We start from the raw sequence: 17,539 nt of genomic DNA, 5'->3' as shown, positions 1-17,539 counted from the left end.
GCCCTACTCCACCTTGCCGATCTTCTTCACCGCCGCGATCAGCCGCTTGCTGTCGGTCGCGACGAACTCAGAGAAGGCCGGCGCGTCCTGATAGGCGACGAGGCTGCCCGAGGTCTCGAACGCCTTGAGGACGTCGGGGCTCGTCATCACCTGCGCCATCGCCTCGCGCAGGCGGGTCGCGATCGGCGCAGGCAGAGCGCTCTGCGCGAACAGCCCGGCCCAGATGTAAAACTCGACGTCCTTGTAGCCGAGCTCCTGGAAGGTCGGCACATCAGGGAAGCTCGCGATGCGCTGCGCGCCGCAATTGCCAAGCACGCGCAGCTTGCCGTCGTCGACCTGCGGTTTCAGCGTGCCGGGTGCAGCGGTGATCGCCTGCACGGTGCCGCCGAGGATCGCGGTCAGCGCGGGGCCTGCACCGCGGAACGGCACGTGCAGCAGTTTGATGCCGGCGCTGCTCGCGAACATCTCCATCGCCACATGCAGGGTGCCGTACGGTCCGGACGAGCCATAGGTGATCTGGTCCGGCCGCTTCTTCGCGTCCTCGACGAAATCCTGTGCGGTTCTCCAGGGCGCCGAGGCCGGCACCGCGAGCAGCGTGGGATCGGCGAGCACGCGCGCGATCGGCATGAACTGCGAGACCTCGTAGGCGACGGGTCGGTCGAACAGCCGGTCGGCCTCGGGGAGCACCGCGAGCGAAGACAGCGTCATCAGCAGCGTGTAACCGTCGGGCTCGGCACGCGCGGCCGCGGCATTGCCGACCGATCCGCCGCCGCCTCCCGCCCGGTTGTCGACGATCACGGGCTTGCCGAGAATTCGCTCCAACGCCGTCGCGACCGGTCGCGCAGCGAGATCGGCCTGTCCGCCGGCCGGAAACGGAACGATCATGGTGATGTTGCGCGCCGGATAGGCTTGCGCAGCGGCCTTGTCCGGCCAAGCAGCCCGCAGCAACGGCAATGCCGCAGCGGCGCGCAGGAGATCGCGTCGATCCATGGTGGTCCCTCCCCTGATTTTCTTGTTTCGCCAGCCTAGCGTGGCGACCGGCAAGGACAAGTCGTTTACCAAACGTTAGCCATGTCCGGGGTGGCCAGGAACGCCGGCCTGAAGCCGCCGTTGGCCTTCCAGGGAGTGAGTGATGCACAATCTTGGAACCATCGACGTCGCCTTGGACGAGATGCTGGTGAATCTCGCGGCGATCGTGTTGCGGCTTTCGACGCCCGAATTGACGCGAACGCCGGAAGCGCGGCGCGCGCTGGCGCGATCCGTCCATCAATATGGTGTGTGCGCGGCGCGGTCGAGCGACCCACGTGTTCACGAATTGAAGGCGCAATTGGAGGGGACGCTGAAGCCGAACCTGCGCGTCGTCGCGATCCATGGCGTGAAGGTGTCGTAGCGAGATGGTGGGGACGCCGCTTTGCGTCACGCTACGGTAGCCGCACCTAGATTCGACCAGCGAGATCTCGTAGGGTGGGCAAAGGCGCGCTCTTCGCGCGCCGTGCCCACGATCACTCTCCAAAACGACCCGCGATGTCTCGCATATCCCCGCCCCAATCCAGGGGAAGGTCACCCTGTTGCACGTAGCGATGGAAGCTGCTGAGAGACCAATCGCGCACGCGCTCGACGAGGCCGTGCTTCACTGGATTGAAATGGATGTAGTCAACGTGACGCTCCAGGTCCGCATCGTCGCGAATGGCATGCTCCCAGTAGCGGCGCTGCCAGATGCCCTTCTCGCGCTTGAGCAGTTTGCTTACCGAGCGCTCCCGCGGTTCTATCCCGCGCGAAAAGCCGCCCTTGATCAGATTCCACCGCGACGAAAAATTGACGTCGTGGTCCGGAAGCGACCAAATGGCATGGAGATGATCGGGCAGGATACAGATCGCGATCGTTTCGAACGGGCGGCGTTGCTGGACCGTCTGGTAAATTCGCCTCAGGCGATCAACATGATCCACGAGCAACGTGCTTGAACGATCGGCGAGCACGACCGTGAAGAAGAACGTGCTGCCCTGCGCGCGCCGATATCGAGACACTTGCAATAACCTCGGGCAAAGACGTGGGCACGCTTCGCTTTGCCCACCCTACGATAGCTGCGTTTAGGATAGACTAGCGAGATTCCGCAGGGTGGGCAAAGGCGCGCTCCTCGCGCGCCGTGCCCGCCGACCAAATATCACGGCACTCTCACACCCTTCTTCGGCCGCCGCTTGCATGTGCCCGGCAGCTTGGCTGCGAGGAAATCGGCGAGCGCTTCGACGCGCGCGGGGCGGGGGCCGCCGGGCGGGGTCACGAGGTGCACGGCGCCTTCGGCCTGCTTCCAGTCCTTCAGGATGACTTCGACCTCGCCCGACGAGATCGCCTCGCCGACGATGAATTCCGGCAGCTCGGCGATGCCGAGGCCTGCGATCAACGCCGGCATCACCGCTTCGCCGTTGTTGACGCGAAGCTGGCCGCCCGGGCGGACGCTGGCCTGCTCGCCGGCCGAATTGGTGTAGTGCCAGGCATTGGGCGTGGAGAGATAGGCGTAGCTGAAGCATTTGTGTGCGGCGAGATGCATCGGGTGCGTCGGCCGGCCGTGCTTCTTGAGATAAGACGGCGCGGCGACCGTGTAGCGCGGCATGGTGAAGAGCCGCCGCGCGATCAGCGAAGAGTCCGGCAGGCGCGCGATCCGCACCGCCATGTCGAAACCTTCGCCGATCAGGTCGACGGTCGCATCGCTCAAATGCAGATCGACGGAGACTTCCGGATAGGCCTGGAAGAACTCGGGCAGCAGCGGCGCCACGGCCTTGATGCCGAACGTCATGGGGACGGCGAGCCGCACCAAGCCGCGCGGCGCCACCGACTGCGCCAACGCCTCGTTCTCGGCGGCCTCGCCGTCGGCCAAGAGGCGCGTCGCGCGTTCGGCCAGCTTGTGGCCGGCATCGGTCAGCGCGAGCCGGCGCGAGGTGCGGTTGAACAGCCGCGCGCCGAGCCGCTCCTCCAATCGCGTGACCGCCTTGGACACCGTGGCCTTTGACATCCCGAGCTCGCTCGCAGCCCCCGCAAATGATCGCAGCTCCACGACTTTGGCGAAGATCGCGAGCGCTTCGAAATCTGGAAGTTTTGCCATGGCAGCCGGTCCCTGGTGGAGCATTTAAGGAAACAATGCGTTTCGACAGTTTCTATTTCTATACCACAGGCGAAGGCTTATCCAACAGGTCAATCCGACATCAAGGAATTGCACAGATGATCGAACTCAGACCTTTCGCGAAGCTCGGCGGCGCCGATCACGGCTGGCTCAAGGCCAAGCATCATTTCTCGTTCGCTGGCCATTACGGCCCGAACAACATGGGCCACGGCGCCTTGCGGGTGTGGAATGACGACGAGATCGCGCCGAACACCGGCTTTCCCGCCCATCCCCACGCCAACATGGAAATCATCACCTATGTGCGCGAAGGCGCGATCACCCATCAGGACAGCCTCGGCAATCAGGGCCGCACTGAAGCGGGCGACGTGCAGGTGATGAGCGCCGGCAGCGGCATCCGCCACTCCGAGTACAATTTCGAGCCGACCAGGACGCGGATCTTTCAGATCTGGATCGAGCCGGCGATGCGCGGCGGACAGCCGACCTGGGGCTCGAAGCCGTTCCCGAAGGCAGACCGCTCCGGCAGGCTCGTTACCATCGCCAGCGGCTTTGCGGGCGACACGGGCGCACTGCCGATCCGCGCCGATGCCCGAGTGCTCGCCACCACGCTGAAGGCGGGCGAGAGCGCGGAGTATGAGCCGCAGACGTCGCGGCATCTCTACCTGGTGCCGGCGGCAGGCGCCGTCGAGGTCAACGGCGTCCGCATCAATGCCCGCGACGGCGCCGCGATCAGCGACGAGGCCAAGCTGAAGATCACCGCGCTCGAAGATTCCGAGCTCGTGCTCGTCGACGCGGCCTAAACCGTTCTCTCCGTCATGGCCGGGCTCGTCCCGGCCATCCACGCCTCTCCACGCGCCGACAACAACCTGGATGCCCGGGACAAGCCCGGGCATGACGACCTCAACAATTAGACCAACACTAGTCCCAACGGAGACCACCATGACCAAAGTTCTCGTCCTCTATTATTCCGCCTATGGCCACATCGAGGCGATGGCCAATGCCGTCGCCGAAGGCGCGCGCGAGGCCGGCGCCATTGTCGACATCAAGCGCGTGCCCGAGCTGGTGCCGCCCGAGGTCGCGAAAGCCTCTCATTACAAGCTCGACCAGGCCGCGCCGATCGCCAAGATCGAGGACCTCGCCAATTACGACGCGATCATCGTCGGCACCGGCACCCGCTTCGGCCGCATGGCCTCGCAGATGGCGAACTTCCTCGACCAGGCCGGCGGCCTCTGGGCCAAGGGCGCACTGCACGGCAAGGTCGGCGGCGCCTTCACGGCCACCGCGACCCAGCACGGCGGCCAGGAGACCACGCTGTTCTCGATCATCACCAACTTGCTGCATTTCGGCATGGTCGTGGTCGGCATGAACTACGGCTTTGCCGGCCAGATGAAGCTCGACGAGGTCACCGGCGGTGCGCCCTATGGCGCCACCACGATCACCGGCGGCGACGGCAGCCGCCAGCCCAGCGCCAACGAGCTCGCCGGCGCGCGTTATCAGGGCCGCCAGATCGCGGAGACCGCCAAGAAGCTGCATGGCTGATGCGACCCGGGCGGCATTCTCACTTGGGAATGCCGCCCCAATCCGGGATTGGGATAGGGTCACCGTTAAATCAGCGTGATGTCGGCGTGAGGCCGAACCGGCTCCGTCGGTTGAGGTGCGGGCGCCGTCGAAAGCCACCAGCCCTCGCTGGCAAACCAGCATGTCTGGTCGGGGGCGCCCTCTCTCCGCAACGACTGCACCCCTTCCCAACCTTTCGCGAACGCCTCGCCCAATCGCCGGCCGGCCTCGACATCCTGCAATCCCGCGCAGCCGATGAATTGGGCGCGGCTGAGGAATTTCGCCGGCCAGATCGCACCGTGATCCGGCCGGGTGATCATCAACATGCCGCCGAGCATGCCTTCGGGCGCGAGCGGAAACACCAGCCGCCCGCCGGGCCGCAGCGCCTCGAGCCATTCCGCCGCCGGCTGTGCCGCGCCCGCGCAGACATAGATCACGTCGGCCGCCGGCAGATCGGAAGCGATGCCCGAGCGTCCGCGCACGTCCACATGGGCGATGTCCTTCAGATTGTCGCGCGCAAGTCCCGCCAGACGCTCGTCAATCTCATAGGCGTGAACGCGACCGCCGGGACCGACGAGATGCGCGAGAATCGCGGTGTAATAGCCGCTGCCGGCGCCGATCTGGACCACGGTCTCGCCCTCCTTCACGGCGCAGCCGTTGAGCCAGTAAGCGTGCGCTCCGGGCATGCCGATGTTGAGACCGCGCGCCGGGTCCAGCGCCAACAGCGCGTTCTGATAGAGGAAGGCGGGATCATCGTCAGGCGTGACCACATAGGGATGACCGCCGAGACAGATCGACCACGGCCCGGGCCCGGCGAACGGCTCGCGCCTGATGGTCCGAAAGGCCTGTTCGAGGCGAGGGTCTGCAGCCTTCGCAGCAGCGCAAATCAACTGCGCATAGAATGCACGATATTTTGCCGAACGGTCTTCCATGTCGCCTCCGCGGAATGGAAGCGACGATAACACAACGAGGACGATCATCGGAAGGCTTGCGCAATCGCGGGCCTTTGTGACGGCGCGGTGACGTGGCCACGCCTCAACTCCGTTCTGTTTTCTTCCTGACGAGGTCCTTGCCGATCGGCCGCACGGGTTCGCTCCGCAGCACCAGTGAGGTCGTCACAGCGCCAAAACCGGCGATGCGATCCACGATGGTCTCGAGATCCTCCGGCGCCGGAACGAGCACCTTGAGCACGAAACAGTCATCGCCCGTGACGCGATGGACTTCGATGATGTGAGGGATTTCGCTGAACCGCTTGAGGCAGGTCTTGATATGCTCGTGCGAGGTGCGCAGGCGCACCAGCGCCATCAGGCCGAGCCCGAGGGCGCGCGGGTTGATGCGGGCGCCGTAGCCCTCGATGATGCCGGCTTCCTCGAGCCGCTTGACGCGTTCGGACACGGCCGGCTGGGACAGCCCGACGGAACGGCCGAGCTCGGACAACGGCACGCGCGCATTGGCCTGCAGCGCCTCGATGATCTTCAAATCCTTGGCATCGATGCTCCCGAAGCGATCCAACTCAATTCTCCGTTCCACCTTGAGATCATCGGCAGATGGTCGATTTCGCCGATGACTTGCCATGTGATGCAGGACTGCGATCGGTCACACTGCGGCGTCACCTCAGATATCACGGGACGTTCATGCACGACATCATCACATTGCCCGGGCTCGGCGGCTCCGGAGATACCCACTGGCAGACGCTATGGGAGCGCGCCGACGCGCGCATCACGCGATTCCAGCCGGCGAGCTGGGACCAGCCGGAGCTCGACGACTGGGAGCAAGCCCTGGAGCACGCGGTCGCGGGCTGCGCCAGGCCGCCCGTCCTGGTCGCACACAGCCTCGCCTGCCTATTGGTGGCGCACTGGGCCGCACGCTTCCCTTCCGCGATTGCGGGCGCCTTTCTGGTCGCCGTGCCCGATCCCGATGGTGGCCATTTTCCCGCGGAGGCCGCAGCGTTCAAGCCGGTCCCCGGCGGCGCGTTGCGTTTTCCCGCGCTGATCATCGCGAGCACGAATGATCCATATGGAGCGCTCGAGGTGACACGGCGGCGGGCGCAGGACTGGCAGTCCGGCCTGATCGTGCCGGGCGCGCTCGGCCACATCAATGCCGCGAGCGGGCTCGGCGACTGGCCGCACGGACGCGCGTTGCTGGATGCTTTCCGGGCGGGCCTTCCGAGGTGATGGCGAAACAGAGGGCGCCCGTCAGCGGGCTCCCTTGCCCATCGCCCTCGCCGCGAGGGAGGCGAGCTTCGGATAGCGCCGAAGGCCCTGCGCGGCGTGATCGCGCCAGGCGAAGGGCAGGCCGCGCCAGGACAGCGCGACGCTGACATCGGTCAGCGGCACCCTCTCGGCGCCGAGGCGCCGCTTGTAGTCCTGATTGCCGATGCTGAGGTCGAAACGGCGCAGGCCTTGCGCATGCAGCGCCGCCATGGTGCGCTCGATGACGAGCAGACCCGGCGAGCAATTCGACCATTGATCGCCGCCATGGCTGATGCGCAGCAGGACATAGGTCGCGCCATGCTTGACGCCAAGCGCGGTGGCGACAATGCCTTCCTCGCACACCAGTGCCGAGACCATGGCATGACCTCCCGCGAGGCCCTCTCGGACGACCTCGCGATAGAACCGCGCATGGGTCTCGTCGTTGAGAACGAACCGCGAGCCGAGCTTTTTCATGCGTGCCTGCTGCTGGAGATCCATCACGTCCAACAGCTCGTGCGCACGCCCGACATCGGCGGCGATCTCGAACCGCGCACCGGCATGACGGCTGAAGACGCGCCAGCAGCGCGGCATCTGCAGGCGCTTGATCGCGGCCTGATAGCCGCCATAGTCGTCGCCCATCAACACGAGATTGCCGTTGAGCGAGGAGGATCCGATCCGGCCGAGCGATACCAGCGGATTCGGCTTGCCGCCGACCTCTGCCGGCATCTTCTTCAGGCGGAGCAGATCAAAACGATCGGGCAGCGCGCGCAACGTGCCGATCAGCGCCGTGTTGATCGCATCCGCCGTTCCCGCATCCAACGAGGCATCGAGCGCCAGGATCGGTGCGTTGTTGTCGGAGACGCCGAGGTCCGCGAACTCGACGATGCGGATGCCGCGCCGGACATGGCTGATCATCGGCACGACCGCGATGTCCTTGCCGGTGGCAGCATCGGAGATCACGGCGATCAACGGAGCGACGTCGTGAAACGACTCGTACCAGGCGCCGAGCCAGCCAGCATGCTGGAAAGCGGTGCGGTGCCCGGCGTTCAGGCGCGAGGCCGCATGCCGCCAGTCACGCAGGAAATCGACCGCGATGGCCGACGCGCTGGACGCAAAATCGTCGGGCTGATCAACGCTGAGGAAGGTCATGCGCGGGGCTCGGTCTGCTCGATGCATTGGAACCTTGCCAGGAAGTGCAGGCCGGCCACCGCCAGCGCGAACATGAACCAGATCGGATTCTGTCGTTCGAGCAGGAAGGTCTCGGTGGCACCGAAGTACAGGCCGAACAGCCACACGGTCAGGAACAGCTTGGCCAGTGCGCCACTGCGGCTGCGAGCCTGCGCCGTCTGGAAATTGCGGAGCGGAGCGAGCACGAAGATGAGGATCACCAGCAGCAGCCCCGGCAGACCGATCGTGACCGCGAGATCGAGGTAGCTATTGTGGCTGTGCGCCGCCGATGTTGCCCATTCGGCTCCTTCCGCGGTGGCCCGCGCACTCACGTCGTCCCAGAACGCAGAATAGCCGTGGCCGATGATCGGCTTCTCGGCGACGGCCGCGAGCGCGAAATCCCAGATCGCGGAGCGTCCGGTGAAGGTCGGATCGAGCGGAAGCAGCCGCGTCATCGCCGCCAGCGCCGGGCTGACGACACTGCCGACGGTCAACAGGTTCATCGCAATCAGCGGCACGAAGCAGATGAGCCGCTTCAGCCACAGGCTAGGCGTGACATAGACCAGTGACGCGAGCACGTAGACCGCAAGGCACAGCACCGAGGACGTCTTGCCGCCGGTGAAGATCAGGAAGGTGCCGGCCAGCACGGCGATCACAGGCCCCATCACGAACGAGCCCACGGCGGACAGGTAGATGCCGACATAGACCAGGATGGTCATCACGGCCGAGGCGATGTTCTTGTGGCCGAAGCTGCCGCGCCAATCGCCGGCGAGCTGCGGCTCGGTGACGTCGAGCGCCGTGTGGATCGAATATTGCGGCGCGAGAAAGACGCCGAGATAGCACAGCGCGAGCAGCACGAGTGCGGCGGCACCGAGGCAAGAATTGAAGCTGCGCCGCGTCGGCGGCAGCAACGGCAACACGATGGCGAGCGACGTCGCGCTGACCGTGAGCACGAATCGCTGCATCGAAACGCCGCGGCTCTCTGAGAAGGCGATGTTGATCACAAGCCAGCCCAGCAGGCAGAGATGCAGCGGCGTCACCAGGCTCTTCAGCGCGGGCGCATCGGTGGCAGCGACACACAGGATAGCGACCGCAGCCAGCAGGCCCCAGGCGACATAGGTCAGCGCCATTCGTCCGCCGACGATCATGGTGACGTTGGGATTGCGCAGGTCCGGGAACGGATCGAGTGTCACGAGCACCAGCAGCAGCGCCCCGACCGCGACGAGGCAGCGCGCCACCTGCACGGCATCGAGTCCTGCGAGGCGATCACGCAGGATATGGCCGAACGGTCGGGGCTCGACGTCGGTCATGTTGGCGGCGCTGCGGTCCATGGCTCAAGACATTTGGTAACGCCGGTGAAGCTTCGGGTCGCGGCTCAACCCTTCCGAGGCTTCGTCAACGGGCCTTGCGGAGGTCTGCGACACCACGGGCTGCCGCAGGATGCTCCGCGCGATCTCGTAATATTGCAGCGCTCTTTGTTCCAGCGTGAGATTGTCCAGGATGTAGCCGCGCGGATCGAACTCGCCAGCGCTGCACCCGGCCCAGAAATTGTCCCAGCCCGCCTCGAAGCCGGCGATGTCGGTGAACCTGACGCCGCAGCGTTCGTCCCAATACGGCACCGACGACACCGGCGCGAACTGCACGCGATGCGGATAATAGTCGGGGTCGCGCCACGGCCCGCCCGGATCCCAGGCAAACACCGGCACGCCGCAGGACAAGGCCTGTTGATAGGCGATGCCCTGGCTCTCGCTCTGGCACAGGAAGATCATCGCGCGCGAACGCGCGAGCGCAGCCTGATAATCTGCCTCCTTGTAGCTGCCGTAGCGCAGCTCCGTGAACGAGCGGCCTTCCTTGATGAGCCGGGCGCGCACGGGCTCGATCATCTCCAGCGCGTAACGCTCGCGATCCCAGTGCACCTTGTCGTAGATCAGGACATCGATGGTCTTTTGGGCTCGAGCCGACGGCGCCCAGAGACTCGTGTCGATGCCGACAGGCCAGGCCTCGGTCTCGGGCCAATATGGCCGGTACATATCGACGTACCAGGGACCGGGCACCACGACCTTCTTCACCGGCAGACGCTTGAATAGATCAGGGTCGTCGAGCGGATGATTGTGGGCGGCAGCGCCGAGCAGGATCGGGTTCTTCCATGGGAACTTGTCGAGCAGGAACGTGCGCCCGACGATGCAGGCAAGTTCGTCGGGATGTTGCGCGATGTAACCGTAATCGTTGACGCGGTAGCGGATGCCGAGCCGGTCGAGCCCCGCACAGAGATTGAGGAACACGCGCAGCTGGCCACTCATGCGCGGCTCGCCGAGCAACAACCGCCGGGCGATGCGACGCAGATGCCGGTCACCCGGAAACCAGCGGTCGTCCTTGTCCTCATAAAAGAGGTTCAGGATCATCGCATTGTGATCGTGGTCGAACGTGTTTGCGGGCACGGGATTCCATCCGCGGTGGTCCGATGCGCATTCTCGCACGAGGCAGTCCGCCGCACTCTTCCAAATTTGCCACAGGCTTAATGCCAGCGGCTTAACGTTATTCTACGAAAACCGGCGGCACACGGCCCTTCTCGGCACCGGTTGGAGCGCAATGCGAGTATCATGCGCGCACGCTGGACTTGTAGATCGCCCGCGTTACCAGCGCGGCACATGGTCCTGGTTAACAGATCATTAAGGGCGAGCCGTCGCTTGATCACCGCTGAAGAGGTTCTCGAACTGCCAGCCGCCTCACGCGCGGCAACGCCAGCACGCTTGCCGCTTCAGGTCGGCTCGACCACATCAGTATCGGTCGTCATTCCCGCCAAAAACGTTGCGGCCTATGTCGGCGAAACGCTCGCCAGCGCACTGGCGCAGCGCGAGGTGACCGAGGTGATCGTCGTGGACGACGGCTCGGACGACGAAACCGTTGCGATCGTCCGCGGCATGCGTGACCCGCGGCTGCACTTGTTCCACAACGATTCCGCGGGCGTATCGGCCGCACGCAATCTCGGCGCAAGACAGGCAAGCGGCGAGTGGTTGCTCTTCCTCGATGCCGACGACCGCCTGCGCCCCGGCGCGGTGGCGGCGCTGCTCGCTGCAGCGCGTGGCGCGCCGCGCGCCGTTCTCGTCTATGGCGACTACAACATCATCGACAGCGAAGGCCGCCAGATCGGCCGGCGCGGCCTCCTAAAGGGGCGCCGGAAGCCGTCCGGAGACGTGCTGACGCGGCTCGCCGCCGGCAATTTCATCGTCAATGGCGGCATCGCGCTCGCACGCGCGGAAGCTTTCCGCGCCATCGGCGGCTTCGATACGTCCCTCAAATATTGCGAGGACTGGCATTGCTGGTGCCGCCTCGCTGCGATCGGGGAGTTCGCGTTCGCGCCGGAGCTGCTGCTCGATTATCGTCTTCACACGGCCAACACCATGAACGCCGCGGTCCGGACGCCGAAGGACTTCTTCCCGGCCATCGCGCGGGTGTTCGATGACGGATTGATCCTGGCGAGATTGCCCGAGCACATGACAGCCGGGCTGCGCCTTGCCGCCGAGATTCATCTCGTCACCTACTCGGCGATGCAGGCGGTCCGCTTCGGCAGGTATCGCCAGGCGTTCGCTTATCTCGCGATGATCGGCCGGCAGTCGCTCAAATCGCTGCCACGCTCGGCAATCCGGGTCGCCTTCGCCCGTTTCGGTATCTAAAGCGGAATGGCTTTAAGTCGAATCGCTTGCCACGGGCTCGTTGCAACCTCTCCCGCTTGCGGGAGAGGTCGCGCCGAAGGCGCGGGTGAGGGCTTTCTCCTCTAGGGGGCTATCCCATTGCGGAAACACCCTCTCCCCGGCCCTCTCCCGCAAGCGGGAGAGGGAGTGCACTGTCCTTGTAGCAATCAACCCGATCTCATCACGCTCTAGTCGTCGCCGCGTCAGGACGCGATCTTCGAGGCCTCGTAAGGCTTCGGCTCAAGGCCGAGAGCCGCCAGCGCGGCGCCAGACGCAACCATCACCGGATGCATCGCGACGACGGCTTTCGACGACGGCAACAAGGCGGCGGCGCGAAGCAGCGACAGCGGCAAACGGCCCAGCATCTGCGCAAAGACCCGCGCCCGCGCTGCTGCGCTCGGGGCGGCTTTGTACTGCACACGATAATTGATCGCGCCGATGCGCAAGCCGCGCTTTGCGATCCAGCCGAGGCTGGTGCGGCTACGCGGCACGGTCTCGGTGATGACGGCCTCCGCCGTCCAGTGGAACAGCATGCCGGCGTCACGGCACCGCACGAAGAAATCACAATCGCCGCCGCCAAGAAAATTGAAGCGCAGGTCGAACGCGGGACGGTCGAACCGCTCGAAGGCGGCCCGCGTGATCAGGCAATTGCCGCAGCCGTAGATCAGCGGCACCGCACCGCTGTAGTCGTAGGCTGGACAGAAGGCGGGATGACGCGAAAGCCAGGGCTTGCTGTCGTCGTCGAAGACCGGCAGCACCGGCCCGCCAACCACGTCGGCGCCGGTCGCCTCCGCGGTGCGGACCATCAGCTCGAGCCAGTCGCTTGATGCGATCTCGTCGTCGTCGATCATCAGGAAACGGGTCGCGGCGGGAAACAGCCGTTGCGCCGTCTCGAAGGCAGCATTGATCGCCTGGCAGTTCCCCTGCCGCTTCTCGATGAGGCAGACGCCCTGGAGCCTTCCAGCGGCCAGAAACTCCGCGGCAACCGGCGCGCTTTCGCGCCGCACCGCATCGTTCTCGACCATGACGACGGCAAAGGAGCGCGGGGTGCGCTGGTTCGCCAACGACTCCAGCGTCAGGCGCAGGTGTTGCGGACGACGGAAGCACGGGACACAGACGACGATGCCGACCGAGAGGTCGATGACGCGAGAGCTCGCCACGATCTCCCGGTTGGAATCGCGCACGGCATCCGGGATGCGTGCTGCAGACAGGTCTGTCGGGATCAATGTCATGAGGTCTAGATGTCCGAGATGTATTGAAGAATCCCTGCTTCGATCGCGCGTCCCACGACGGCACATTGCCGCGGGACAGATGCGTCTCAAAATGAACGGCTGCCGCGCGGTACATAGCCACCAAGTTCGCCGCGCGTCATGCTGCAATTGGCGGTCCACGCGCCGGCAACGCTCCAACATGAACAATACCGTAGTTAATGCGCTTGCGCATTAACCGGGCCGTAAGCACTGCGACCGGTGAGACGGTGCGGCATCGGATTTGCTCTTCGGGCAGGCGCATTTTTTCCTGTAAATTTGAATAGAACAAGCGCGGTCAGAATCCATGAACAAGCCAGCACCGATCGATTTCGCGACAGCCACGGCGATCCAATTCCCCGCGGCTGCACCATATGCCGAGGCGCTCCATGATCTCGTTCCCGGCGAAGCCCGCGACAGCCTGCTCGCCGTCCACGACGTGCTGTGTCGCGAGCTGCCGCAGGGCCGGCTCGCGATCTATGAGGCGGGCGGCGGCTCGTGCAGCGTTCTGCCACCGGACTTGCTGAGCCGCAGCAAGGTCACCGTGGTCGACATCGACGAGGACCAGGTCCGCAACAACACCTACGCCGACGAGGCGATCCTCGGCGACGTCCAGACCTACAGCTTCGCCCGCGAGACCTTCGATCTCGTGATATGCTACAACGTCATCGAGCACTTGCCCCATGTCGACGCCGCGCTCTTGAACTTCCGCGATGCGCTGAGGCGGGGCGGGATGATCCTGATCGGCGCACCGAATCCGCGCTCGCTCTCCGGGTTCGTCACCAAATATTCGCCGCACTGGTTTCACGTCTGGTTCTACCGGCATATCCGCGGCATCAAGGACGCCGGCCTGCCCGGCGAGCCGCCGTTCCCGACGTTCTTCCATCCGCTGGTGACGCTGCCCCGGCTGGAAGCATTCGCAGCCGCCAACGGCCTCGAGATGATCTATCGTCGTGAAGTCGAAAGTCCGCGCTATCCCGAGATGCGCCGGCGCAAGCCGCTGTTTGCGGCCCTGGTCGACGCCGGCGCCGCGGTGCTCAACGCCGTGCTGCCGCGCGGCACCGACGTCCGCCGCGGCGACTATCACGTCATCCTTCGGAGGATCTGACGGCGATGGCACGTGCGCGGCCCATCAACGGACGAGCGACGGCTCGCGGCCATGCTGCGCGCGGTAACGAACCGTTAAGGAGCGGGTATCGCGAGATTCACAGGAAGGCGCCGAGGGATGGCATGCGCTTAAACGCTTTGTTTGCCATTTCGGTGAATAGTCCCTCAATGAGTATGGTTAATTTTCCCTGTTGCGTTGATCGGACACCTATATCCCGGGTGCGTGGCGTAAAGCGAAGAGTAACCCCTCAGCCCGCGGCACTTGGAATGAAAGCTGGGGATCATGCTTGATTATAACCAGCCGATCGATCGAGCCGGACCGGAGGCCGCGCAACGGAAGCCTCAGGCCGGCTTCAACGTGCTGGAGCTCGCCAATCTGCTCTGGCGGCGGAAGGTCGCGATCGCCGCGGCCGCCCTGCTCGGTGCGGCGCTTGCCGTCACGATCGGCAAGAGCGTGACGCCCCGCTACACCGCCACCGCTCAGCTCTATGTCGACCCGCGCGAGCTTCAGCTCGTCGACCGCGAGCTCACGCCCCGGGCCCAGGACGTCACCGGCATGGCCATGGTGGTGGAGAGCCAGGCGCGCTTGATCACCTCCAACAGCGTGCTGCTCCAGGTGATCCAGCAGGCGGGCCTCGACAAGGATCCGGAATTCGGAGGCGGTGAGGCTGGGAGCCTGATGTCGTCGCTGCTCGGCCTGATCGGCCTGCAACCGCGCGCGCCCTCCGCTGCGGAGAAGAGGGAAGTGGAGCTCGCGGCGCTCGATGCGTTGAACAAGCACATCGCGATCCGCAAAACCGAGAAGAGCTTCATCGTCGACATCGAGGTCTGGTCGACGGATCCCGCCAAGGCGGCGATGCTCGCCAACACGCTGACCAATGCCTATCTCGCCGAGTCCCGCAAGTCGCAGGCTTCGGCGGCACGGCGCGCCACCAACGATCTCTCCAGCCGCCTGAAGGAGCTGCGCGACCGGCTGCGTAACGCCGAGACTGCGCTGGCGACCTACAAGGCCCAGAACAATTTCGTCGGCACCCAGGATGCGTTGATTAGCGATCAGCAGCTCTCCGCCAGCAATCAGCGGCTTTCCGCGGCCCGCGCAGCGACGATGGACGCGCAGGCGCGGCTCGACCAGATCGAGGCGAGCCGCCGCACCGCTGCCGATGCCGGCGCGATTCCGGAGGCGCTGCAATCGCCGACGATTGCGAATTTGCGCGCGCAATATGCCGATGCGCGCAAGAAATATGCGGAGCAGGCCGGTGAGCTCGGCCCGCGCCACCCGGCGCTGCGTCAGACCGAGAAGCAGGTCGAGGATCTCAAGCGCACCATCAACGAGGAGATCGACCGCTTCGCCCAGTCCGCCAAGAACGATCTGACGCGCGCCCGCGATTTCGAGGCCTCGCTCAACCGCGCGCTGGAAGCGCAGAAGCGGCAGAGCGTCCAGCTCAGCCAGGCCGCCGTGCGCCTGCGCGAGCTCGAGCGCGAAGCCGATGCCAGCCGCGAGGTCTATCAGTCCTTTCTCAAGCGCTCCCGCGAGACCGAGGAGCAGGAGAGCCTGAACACCTCGGCCGCCCGCGTCATCGGCGAGGCGACGGTGCCGCAGCGGCGCTCGTTCCCGCCGGCCATGAGCCTGTTCGCCATGATCGGCTTCATCTTCGGGGCGATCGCGGCGTCGAGCTGGTTCGTTGTGGCAGATTTGCTTTTCGCCGGTGCAGCCGCGCCCGGGACGCCGACACCCGCCCGGCGTGAGCGCTCGCCGGCGCCGCAGACGTCCCGAGCTCCGGAGCTGCCGCGCGCTGCGGAGGTTGCTCCGCCGCGGCAGGCCCCGCGCGTTCCTGAAGCAGCGCCATCGACGCCGGAACTTGCCGCGCCCCCGCTGCAGCCTTCGATGGTCGAGCAGCCAGTGATCGAGAAGCCGCTGATCGCACGCTTCCAGGAGGCCGACGTCATCCATACGCTCGGCGCCATCCTTCCCACCGGCGGCGGCGTCGATCTCACGCGGCTGGGTTGGCCGACGCTGCGCCCCGGCTTTCCCATGACGAGCTTGCTCAACGCCTGGCGCGACATGCGCGCCGCGGTGACGCGCCGCGCCGGCGGCAAGGCGATGCCGGTCGTCGCGCTCGTCGGCACCGGCATGACCAGCGGCCGCAGCGTGGCCGCGCTGAACTTCGCGCTGGCGGCCGCACGCGACGGCGCCCGCGTGCTGATGATCGATGCCGACCATCAGGCGCGCTCGCTCACGAACAGGGTCATCCGTCCCGGCAAGAGCGAGCCGAGCAGGCTCGGCTGGCTCTCGATCGGCAGCAAGGACGCGCGCGAGATCAAGACGGTCAATGGCATCTCGGTGCTGCCGGCCGCCGATGGCGACGCCGGCAAAGCCGCCGATGCCATCCACAAGGCGATTGTGCAGGCCCATTCCGCGGGCGGCTATGATCTCGTGATCCTCGACGGCCCAGCCATTCCGCTCGCGGCCGGCGGCCGCAAGCTGCTCGAGGACATCGACTCGCTGGTGGCCGTGCTGCCGACCAGCCTCGACGTCAACGACAGCCTGGAAGAGATCCTAGCCGCGCTCGGCCCGGCCGAGCGCAAGCTCGTCGGCGTCGTGCTCGACGAGCTCACCCCTGCAATGCAAACGCGCCAGCGAGGCAGACAATATGCTTGAGCGCCGCGTCAACCTCGACGGACGGGCAGCAACTGCCGAGGTGCCGAGAATTACCGTCGGCGGACTTCGCATGGCCGCGATCGACCTGGAAGCCACCGCCGATTTCATGATCGAGGCGACGAATCCCGACCATCGCATCGGCCGTCCGCTGTTCCTGACCTCGGCCAATGGCGAGGTGCTGGCGCGCTGCTCGACCGAGCCGCAGACCGAGCACCTGTTCCGTGCCGCCGATCTGATCAACGCCGACGGTCAGCCGCTGGTCGCCGCTTCGAAGCTGCAATCCTGGTTCCCGCTGCCGGAGCGCGTCGCAACCACGGACCTGTTCCACGTCGTTGCGCGCAAGGCCGAAGCCGCCGGCCGCACCTTCTACATGTTCGGCGCAAGCGAGGCCGAGAACGCCGCGGCGGTCGCGAACGTCCAGAAAATGTATCCACGTCTCAAGATCGTCGGGCACAGCCACGGCTATCTGCGCGGCGAGGCGCTGCGTGCCAAGGTCGAGGAGATCAACGCCCTGGCGCCGGACTATCTGTGGGTCGCGCTCGGTGTGCCCAACGAACAGGCATTCGTGAAGGAATTCACGCCGCATCTGACCAATGTTGGCGTCATCAAGACATCCGGCGGATTGTTCAACTTCTTGTCAGGCAGCCGTTCCCGCGCGCCGCAATGGATGCAGAAAATCGGGCTCGAATGGGCCTGGCGCACCTTGCTCGAGCCGCGCCGTCTGCTCTGGCGTTATTTGACCACCAACCCCCGCGCGCTCTATCTTCTCTTCAGCCGCAACCGGCCCCTCCGTTAAGAGAAGAGCA

At 65.5% G+C, this 17,539-nt stretch carries 17 protein-coding genes; 8 read left to right on the top strand and 9 right to left on the bottom strand.

Features of this window, described 5'->3' with window-relative positions; genetic code table 11:
- Nucleotides 1–3: 3 nt before the first annotated feature.
- On the bottom strand, nt 4–990 hold the full coding sequence (locus ABIA45_RS31910) for a tripartite tricarboxylate transporter substrate binding protein (protein ID WP_404654766.1): 987 nt from the start codon (nt 988–990) through the stop codon (nt 4–6).
- 142 nt (nt 991–1,132) lie between these two features.
- Here ABIA45_RS31910 and ABIA45_RS31905 point away from each other — a divergent pair, with 142 nt between their 5' ends.
- Nucleotides 1,133–1,390, top strand: coding sequence for a hypothetical protein (locus ABIA45_RS31905; protein WP_404545699.1), 258 nt, complete (start codon nt 1,133–1,135; stop codon nt 1,388–1,390).
- Nucleotides 1,391–1,502: 112 nt separating this feature from the next.
- Here the strand turns inward: ABIA45_RS31905 and ABIA45_RS31900 are convergent, their stop codons facing one another.
- Complete coding sequence (locus ABIA45_RS31900) at nt 1,503–2,024, bottom strand: REP-associated tyrosine transposase (protein ID WP_404654765.1); 522 nt, start codon at nt 2,022–2,024, stop codon at nt 1,503–1,505.
- Between the two features lie 137 nt (nt 2,025–2,161).
- A complete protein-coding gene (locus tag ABIA45_RS31895; RefSeq protein ID WP_404654764.1) occupies nt 2,162–3,097 on the bottom strand; it encodes a LysR family transcriptional regulator in 936 nt (311 codons plus the stop codon).
- A 116-nt stretch (nt 3,098–3,213) separates the two neighbouring features.
- Between ABIA45_RS31895 and ABIA45_RS31890 the strand changes: the two genes are divergently transcribed.
- Together ABIA45_RS31890 and wrbA are read left to right on the top strand one after the other, a co-directional pair.
- Complete coding sequence (locus ABIA45_RS31890; protein WP_404654763.1) at nt 3,214–3,912, top strand: pirin family protein; 699 nt, start codon at nt 3,214–3,216, stop codon at nt 3,910–3,912.
- A gap of 139 nt (nt 3,913–4,051) precedes the next feature.
- Nucleotides 4,052–4,651 carry an NAD(P)H:quinone oxidoreductase gene (wrbA, locus tag ABIA45_RS31885; protein ID WP_404654762.1) on the top strand — a complete coding sequence of 200 codons (600 nt, stop codon included), beginning with the start codon at nt 4,052–4,054 and terminating at the stop codon, nt 4,649–4,651.
- 65 nt (nt 4,652–4,716) lie between these two features.
- Here wrbA and ABIA45_RS31880 read toward each other — a convergent pair whose 3' ends face one another.
- Together ABIA45_RS31880 and ABIA45_RS31875 are read right to left on the bottom strand one after the other, a co-directional pair.
- Entirely contained in the window at nt 4,717–5,601 is an 885-nt protein-coding gene (locus ABIA45_RS31880; protein ID WP_404654761.1) for a protein-L-isoaspartate O-methyltransferase, read from the bottom strand.
- A gap of 103 nt (nt 5,602–5,704) precedes the next feature.
- The gene (locus ABIA45_RS31875) at nt 5,705–6,181 is read right to left on the bottom strand and encodes an Lrp/AsnC family transcriptional regulator (protein WP_404654760.1); all 477 of its coding nucleotides are present in this window, start codon (nt 6,179–6,181) and stop codon (nt 5,705–5,707) included.
- A 122-nt stretch (nt 6,182–6,303) separates the two neighbouring features.
- Between ABIA45_RS31875 and ABIA45_RS31870 the strand changes: the two genes are divergently transcribed.
- A complete protein-coding gene (locus ABIA45_RS31870) occupies nt 6,304–6,843 on the top strand; it encodes an RBBP9/YdeN family alpha/beta hydrolase (protein ID WP_404654759.1) in 540 nt (179 codons plus the stop codon).
- A 21-nt stretch (nt 6,844–6,864) separates the two neighbouring features.
- Here ABIA45_RS31870 and ABIA45_RS31865 read toward each other — a convergent pair whose 3' ends face one another.
- From ABIA45_RS31865 to ABIA45_RS31855, 3 genes are read right to left on the bottom strand one after another with little or no spacing between them, the layout of a single operon-like run.
- On the bottom strand, nt 6,865–8,010 hold the full coding sequence (locus ABIA45_RS31865; RefSeq protein WP_404654758.1) for a GNAT family N-acetyltransferase: 1,146 nt from the start codon (nt 8,008–8,010) through the stop codon (nt 6,865–6,867).
- Nucleotides 8,007–9,359, bottom strand: coding sequence for an O-antigen ligase family protein (locus ABIA45_RS31860; RefSeq protein ID WP_404654757.1), 1,353 nt, complete (start codon nt 9,357–9,359; stop codon nt 8,007–8,009). Before ABIA45_RS31860 ends, ABIA45_RS31865 begins: the two co-directional genes overlap by 4 nt.
- A gap of 3 nt (nt 9,360–9,362) precedes the next feature.
- Nucleotides 9,363–10,466, bottom strand: a complete 1,104-nt coding sequence (locus tag ABIA45_RS31855) for a glycosyltransferase (RefSeq protein ID WP_404654756.1) — start codon at nt 10,464–10,466, stop codon at nt 9,363–9,365.
- A gap of 249 nt (nt 10,467–10,715) precedes the next feature.
- Here ABIA45_RS31855 and ABIA45_RS31850 point away from each other — a divergent pair, with 249 nt between their 5' ends.
- Nucleotides 10,716–11,702, top strand: coding sequence for a glycosyltransferase (locus ABIA45_RS31850; RefSeq protein WP_404654755.1), 987 nt, complete (start codon nt 10,716–10,718; stop codon nt 11,700–11,702).
- Between the two features lie 221 nt (nt 11,703–11,923).
- Here the strand turns inward: ABIA45_RS31850 and ABIA45_RS31845 are convergent, their stop codons facing one another.
- Entirely contained in the window at nt 11,924–12,952 is a 1,029-nt protein-coding gene (locus ABIA45_RS31845) for a glycosyltransferase family 2 protein (RefSeq protein ID WP_404654754.1), read from the bottom strand.
- 322 nt (nt 12,953–13,274) lie between these two features.
- Here ABIA45_RS31845 and ABIA45_RS31840 point away from each other — a divergent pair, with 322 nt between their 5' ends.
- From ABIA45_RS31840 to ABIA45_RS31830, 3 genes are all read left to right on the top strand, one after another.
- Nucleotides 13,275–14,075 carry a bifunctional 2-polyprenyl-6-hydroxyphenol methylase/3-demethylubiquinol 3-O-methyltransferase UbiG gene (locus ABIA45_RS31840; RefSeq protein ID WP_157283098.1) on the top strand — a complete coding sequence of 267 codons (801 nt, stop codon included), beginning with the start codon at nt 13,275–13,277 and terminating at the stop codon, nt 14,073–14,075.
- A gap of 282 nt (nt 14,076–14,357) precedes the next feature.
- Complete coding sequence (locus ABIA45_RS31835) at nt 14,358–16,733, top strand: Wzz/FepE/Etk N-terminal domain-containing protein (RefSeq protein ID WP_404654753.1); 2,376 nt, start codon at nt 14,358–14,360, stop codon at nt 16,731–16,733.
- A complete protein-coding gene (locus tag ABIA45_RS31830; protein ID WP_271545900.1) occupies nt 16,726–17,529 on the top strand; it encodes a WecB/TagA/CpsF family glycosyltransferase in 804 nt (267 codons plus the stop codon). Before ABIA45_RS31835 ends, ABIA45_RS31830 begins: the two co-directional genes overlap by 8 nt.
- Nucleotides 17,530–17,539: the final 10 nt, after the last annotated feature.

The organism is Bradyrhizobium sp. USDA 336, from assembly GCF_044908355.1.
Taxonomy (GTDB): domain Bacteria; phylum Pseudomonadota; class Alphaproteobacteria; order Rhizobiales; family Xanthobacteraceae; genus Bradyrhizobium; species Bradyrhizobium yuanmingense.
This window is presented reverse-complemented; position numbering and strand designations above follow the sequence as displayed.

Bases quoted from the DNA above. Each gene is read 5' to 3' on its own strand.
- ABIA45_RS31870 (WP_404654759.1), top strand. From the start codon at position 6,304: ATGCACGACATCATCACATTGCCCGGGCTCGGCGGCTCCGGAGATACC.
- ABIA45_RS31910 (WP_404654766.1), bottom strand. From the start codon at position 990: ATGGATCGACGCGATCTCCTGCGCGCCGCTGCGGCATTGCCGTTGCTG.
- ABIA45_RS31865 (WP_404654758.1), bottom strand. From the start codon at position 8,010: ATGACCTTCCTCAGCGTTGATCAGCCCGACGATTTTGCGTCCAGCGCG.
- ABIA45_RS31880 (WP_404654761.1), bottom strand. From the start codon at position 5,601: ATGGAAGACCGTTCGGCAAAATATCGTGCATTCTATGCGCAGTTGATT.
- ABIA45_RS31890 (WP_404654763.1), top strand. From the start codon at position 3,214: ATGATCGAACTCAGACCTTTCGCGAAGCTCGGCGGCGCCGATCACGGC.
- ABIA45_RS31840 (WP_157283098.1), top strand. From the start codon at position 13,275: ATGAACAAGCCAGCACCGATCGATTTCGCGACAGCCACGGCGATCCAA.
- ABIA45_RS31845 (WP_404654754.1), bottom strand. From the start codon at position 12,952: ATGACATTGATCCCGACAGACCTGTCTGCAGCACGCATCCCGGATGCC.
- ABIA45_RS31835 (WP_404654753.1), top strand. From the start codon at position 14,358: ATGCTTGATTATAACCAGCCGATCGATCGAGCCGGACCGGAGGCCGCG.
- ABIA45_RS31905 (WP_404545699.1), top strand. From the start codon at position 1,133: ATGCACAATCTTGGAACCATCGACGTCGCCTTGGACGAGATGCTGGTG.
- ABIA45_RS31895 (WP_404654764.1), bottom strand. From the start codon at position 3,097: ATGGCAAAACTTCCAGATTTCGAAGCGCTCGCGATCTTCGCCAAAGTC.
- ABIA45_RS31830 (WP_271545900.1), top strand. From the start codon at position 16,726: ATGCTTGAGCGCCGCGTCAACCTCGACGGACGGGCAGCAACTGCCGAG.
- wrbA (WP_404654762.1), top strand. From the start codon at position 4,052: ATGACCAAAGTTCTCGTCCTCTATTATTCCGCCTATGGCCACATCGAG.
- ABIA45_RS31860 (WP_404654757.1), bottom strand. From the start codon at position 9,359: ATGGACCGCAGCGCCGCCAACATGACCGACGTCGAGCCCCGACCGTTC.